General features: G+C 61.8%; 4 protein-coding genes and 1 pseudogene. All 5 read left to right on the forward strand.

The genetic code is table 11. The features are described 5' to 3' along the window. The first annotated feature begins 135 nt into the window (after positions 1-135). The 5 genes and pseudogenes from IVB13_RS16865 (at position 136) to IVB13_RS16885 (ending at position 4,645) form a co-directional block, all read left to right on the forward strand. Positions 136-1,200 (forward strand): annotated as a pseudogene (locus tag IVB13_RS16865) (IS110 family transposase). A gap of 595 nt (positions 1,201-1,795) precedes the next feature. Further along, positions 1,796-2,128: a hypothetical protein gene (locus IVB13_RS16870; RefSeq protein WP_247489745.1), complete on the forward strand. Its 333-nt coding sequence runs from the start codon at positions 1,796-1,798 to the stop codon at positions 2,126-2,128. After that, on the forward strand, positions 2,046-2,330 hold the full coding sequence (locus IVB13_RS16875; RefSeq protein ID WP_247489743.1) for a DUF1003 domain-containing protein: 285 nt from the start codon (positions 2,046-2,048) through the stop codon (positions 2,328-2,330). The genes IVB13_RS16870 and IVB13_RS16875 overlap by 83 nt, the downstream gene beginning before the upstream one ends. Positions 2,331-2,559: 229 nt before the next feature. Beyond that, positions 2,560-3,435: a tyrosine-type recombinase/integrase gene (locus tag IVB13_RS16880; protein WP_247489739.1), complete on the forward strand. Its 876-nt coding sequence runs from the start codon at positions 2,560-2,562 to the stop codon at positions 3,433-3,435. Positions 3,436-3,445: 10 nt separating this feature from the next. Beyond that, entirely contained in the window at positions 3,446-4,645 is a 1,200-nt protein-coding gene (locus tag IVB13_RS16885) for an IS91 family transposase (RefSeq protein ID WP_247489741.1), read from the forward strand. The last annotated feature ends 224 nt before the right edge of the window (positions 4,646-4,869 follow it).

Genomic DNA, 4,869 nt, shown 5'->3' on the forward strand with positions numbered 1-4,869 from the left:
TTCACGATAAGCCTCGTGGAGATGGGAAACCGTGCGTTGTGTGCTTGACTGGGGACATCAGAATGGGATGGTCCGGCCGTGCTCCTGCCCCGCCAGCGATAAGCTGGCCAGGGGCGCCAAAACAAGGAGCACGCCATGTCTCAGACCCCCAATACCACAGTCGCCGTGATCGGCGTCGATATCGGCAAGAACTCGTTCCACGTCGTGGGCCACGATGCACGCGGCGCCATCGTGCTGCGGCAAAAATGGTCGCGGGGCCAAGTGGAAGTGCGGCTCGCCAATATACCGCCTTGCCTGATCGGCATGGAAGCCTGCGTCGGCGCACATCACTTGAGCCGCAAACTCGCATCGCTTGGTCACGATGCCAGGTTGATGCCGGCCAAATATGTTCGTCCCTATAGCAAGGGGACAGAAGAACGACTTCAATGATGCCGAAGCGATTGCCGAAGCCGTGCAGCGCCCGACGATGAAGTTCGTGGCGACCAAGACCGCAGAGCAACTGGATCTGCAGGCGCTGCATCGGGTGCGCGAACGGCTGGTGTCACAACGCACCGGCATCATGAACCAGATTCGCGCCTCATGCTGGAACGGGGGATCGCCGTGCGCCAGGGTATCGGCTTCCTGCGCACGGAACTGCCCACCATCCTTGCGACGCGCACCGATGCCCTGTCGCCACGCATGTTGCGTGTCATCGAGGAGTTGGCAGGCGACTGGCGCCGACTGGATCAGCGTATCGATGGCCTATCCGGCGAGATCGAAGCACTGGCCCATCAAGATCAGGCCTGTTCGCGCCTGATGACGGTGCCTGGCGTCGGGCCGATCATTTCGAGTGCCATGGTGGCCGCGATCGGCGCTGGAGAGGTCTTTTCCAAAGGCCGCGACTTCGGCGCCTGGCTCGGACTGGTGCCCAAGCAGATCTCGACGGGAGATCGCACGATCCTCGGCAAAATCTCGAGGCGCGGCAATCGCTACCTGCGCGTTCTGTTCGTGCAGGCGGCATGGGTTGTGCTGGTCAGGATAAAGAACTGGGAACGTTACGGACTCAAATCCTGGATCGAAGCCGCCAAGAGGCGGTTGCACCACAACGTGCTGGCGATCGCGCTCGCCAACAAGCTTGCTCGCATCGCCTGGGCGGTGCTGGCTAAAGGACGCGCCTTCGAACTGACGAGGACCGACGATGCAGCCGTCCGACCCGCTTGATCCTCGCGCCCTGCTCGGCGCGGTCAAGGCGCAGCCTGGCCACGCCGGAGCCAGCCGCAAGCCAAGCGCAGACGGCCGGCCTTGACCGCCCCTGCGCGCGACGCGATCGACGCTCTGCGGGTCGGGACGAAGGAACGGCCCTTGGCTCGAACAAAGGAACCGCGCGACATGAGGAGCAGGCGATGACGTAACCCTATCAACAGTTTCCAGCCGAGGTCTGCGAGAGGATGAGACGAGATGGAGGTTCGGTCTTCCGGTCTTCCCGGCGCATGCGAACACTGGTGACCCAAATGGTCCAATCGAGGCCTGTCCGCTAATTAGGTCGCACGCGCGCTGATATCCATGATGGTCCGGAGCACAACAGCTCCAACTAGAGACCGGATACATTGATGCAAGACCGCTTACCACTAGATCGACGAAACTCTTGCAACGCGCGGCCGGACCATACAGGTCACATGCGGTCCTGGAATGGCTGCTGGCGGCAAGTCGGCTGTAGGCCCAATAAGCGACATCGGCACGGAATGACCCTAGTATGACCGTAGAGCGGCGAGCAATAAAAGGCGCTTACTCGCCCAGATTTTTACTGGGGATGCAAATGAACAGCGAGCAAAGCCACAAAATACACCTAAGTCTCGAGGATCAGCAGCGATTGCAAGAACTTCGGGCGCAAAAGCCGGCGCGCAACACACCCAAACCTGCCCTAGCTCCGGGAGCGATCCTGGCTGACCGGGTGGCCGAAACGGTTGGCTCCTGGCGTTTCATTATCATCCAGAGCGTACTACTTGGCATCGATCGTTCTGAACATGCTGGCATTCATCAATCATTGGGATCCTTATCCCTTCATCTTGCTGAACTTAGTTCTTTCTTTTCAAGCAGCCCACGCAGCGCCCATCATCATGACGAGTCAGAACCGTCAATCCGAGATTGACCGCAGGCACGCAGAACACGACTACCGAATAAATGTGAAGGCTGAACTCGAAATCGAATTGCTGCACAATAAGATTGATGCCTTGCGTGAGCAGGAAATCTTACAGCTATACTCAATATCATTCAACGTTTGTCCGCGCACCTTGCGCCCGAGCTTGTTGCGGCTGTCGAGGCCGAAGCGGTGCCGCATAAGACCTAGGTGATCTTGCTTGTCGCTGGACCCTCAAGCGATGACTCTACCGGTTTGGTGCAATACTTGCGACATAACAGTGACCGGTCGTCAAACGGCGCACTTCCCGTATGGGTCAAGGGACTAAACCGCTCGCGCGGTAGGACGCTGCGGCTGGCAGCGCAGCCGAGACGACAGCGTAAAGGGGCGTCCTGTTTTGAGATGAGAGGTTCGCAACCTTCACTCAAAACAGGAGCATCCCCATGACCGACGAGGCAGTGAGCCCGCTGCGCCGGCGCATGATCGAAGACATGACGATCCGCAAGTTCGCGCCGAAGACCCAACATGACTATGTGCAAAGAATCAAGAACTTCGCGGTGTTCCTGGGGCGATCGCCGGATACGGCGAGCTTCGAGGATGTACGGCGCTACCAAGTCCATTTGGCATCGAGCGGTGTCGGCGTGCCGACCATCAAGCAGACCGTCTCGACGTTGCGGTTCTTCTTCCGGGTCACGCTCAAGCGCCACGAGATCATCGAGCACACCCATGTCGTTCACGAGCCGCGCAAGCTGCCGGTGGTACTGAGCCCCGAGGAAGTGGCGCGGCTGCTCGATGCCGCGCCCGGGCTCAAATACAAGGCGGCGCTCAGCGTGGCCTATGGCGCCGGCCTGCGTGCCGCCGAAGTAGTCTCGCTCAAGATCTCCGACATCGACAGCAAGCGGATGATCATCCGCGTGGAGCAAGGCAAGGGTGGCAAGGATCGTAACGTCATGCTCTCGCCGCACCTGCTAAACCTGCTGCGCGCCTGGTGGAAGGCGGCACGCCCGCAGGGCTGGCTATTCCCGGGCCGCGATCCGGCCCAGCCCATGACGACGCGCCAGCTCAATCGCGCCTGTCATGCCGCCGCCCAGATGGCGGAGATCAGCAAGCGCGTCTCGCTGCACACCCTGAGACACAGCTTCGCCACCCATCTGCTCGAGCAGAACATCGACGTCCGCGTGATCCAGGTGCTGCTCGGTCACGCCAAGCTCGACACCACGGCGCTCTATACTCGTGTCGCCACCAAGACGATCAGCGAGGTGATGAGCCCGCTGGAGCACATTGCGCTCAAGTTGAAGGAGGCCGGGCCGCCCGGCTGACGCGGGGCCGGTGTCTCGTCCGGCTCTGGAGGTTGCGGATATTTTCCGCGACCGTGGTCCGGCATGGCGGCAGGCCCATGCCGGCCATGTCAGCCTCGACCAGTTGAAGGTAATGTCGGCGATCGAGAACTGCCGCACGGCAGCCCTCGGCGGCCATGTCGCGCGCTGCGAGGACTGCGCCTACACGTCCATCGCCTACAATTCCTGCTGCAACCGGCACTGCCCGAAGTGCCAAGGCGCCGCGGCCAAGCAGTGGCTCGCCGATCGCGAAGCCGAGCTGTTGCCGGTGCCGTATTATCACGTCGTGTTCACGCTGCCGGCTCGGATCGCCGACATCGCCTACCAGAACAAGGCCGTCCTCTACGACCTGCTGTTCAAGGTCTCGGCAGAGACGATGCTGACGATCGCCGCAGACCCGAAGCACCTCGGCGCCAGGATCGGCATCACCTCCGTGCTGCATACCTGGGGCTCGGCCATGACCCATCACCCGCATGTCCACATGATCGTGCCCGGCGGCGGCATCTCGCCCGATGGCCAGAGTTGGGTGTCCTGCCGCCCGGGGTTCTTCCTGCCGGTACGCGTGCTCTCACGCCTGTTCCGGCGGCTGTTCCTAGGTCGCCTTGCCGCGCTCCACCAGGCCGGCCGCCTGAGCTTCTTCGGTAACGACGCTCAGCTCGCCGGAGCACAATCATTCGCCGCATTGCTTGCAGCGTCGCGCAAGACGGAATGGGTCGTCTATGCCAAGCGGCCGTTCGGCGGTCCACAGGCCGTGCTGGCCTATCTCTCGCGTTACACCCACCGCGTCGCCATCGCCAACAGCCGCCTGATCGCCCTCGACCAGCACGGCGTCACTTTCAGGTGGAAGGATTACCGCCTCGAGGGCCGCGACCGTCAAAAGCCAATGAAGCTCGCCACAGACGAGTTCATCCGCCGCTTCCTCATCCATGTGCTGCCAAAGGGTCTCCACCGCATCCGCCACTACGGCCTGCTCGCACGAGGGACCTGCGCCGACAACGTCGCACGCGCGCGCGAGCTGCTCGCCGTCAAGAATCGTGAGAATGCGCCCACCGAGACCGTCGGCGACACCGACAAACCACCATGTCCATGCTGCGGCGGCCGCATGATCGTCATCGAGGTCTTTGAGCGAGGCGCAACGCCGCGCCACCGACCGACCGCGCCAACCAGCATCATCAGGATCGACACCTCATGACGCCACATCTGCCATTCTGCAAAGCTGCTCGTCATGCCCGCCGCTCATCGACCGGCCACGGCCGTACGCACCCAAACGCTCATCGGTCGTCGCCCATCCGTCGATCATTGATCGCGTTCGACGCCGCCCACCGCTCATTCAATGATAGCGCCAGCGTCGTGCCGCTCGCTGCACCGGTTCGAACTCCATCAACCATCTCGCCTGCGGCGCTCAAATCCCCATAG

The organism is Bradyrhizobium sp. 17 (genome assembly GCF_023073515.1).
Taxonomy (GTDB): Bacteria; Pseudomonadota; Alphaproteobacteria; order Rhizobiales; family Xanthobacteraceae; genus Bradyrhizobium; species Bradyrhizobium canariense_D.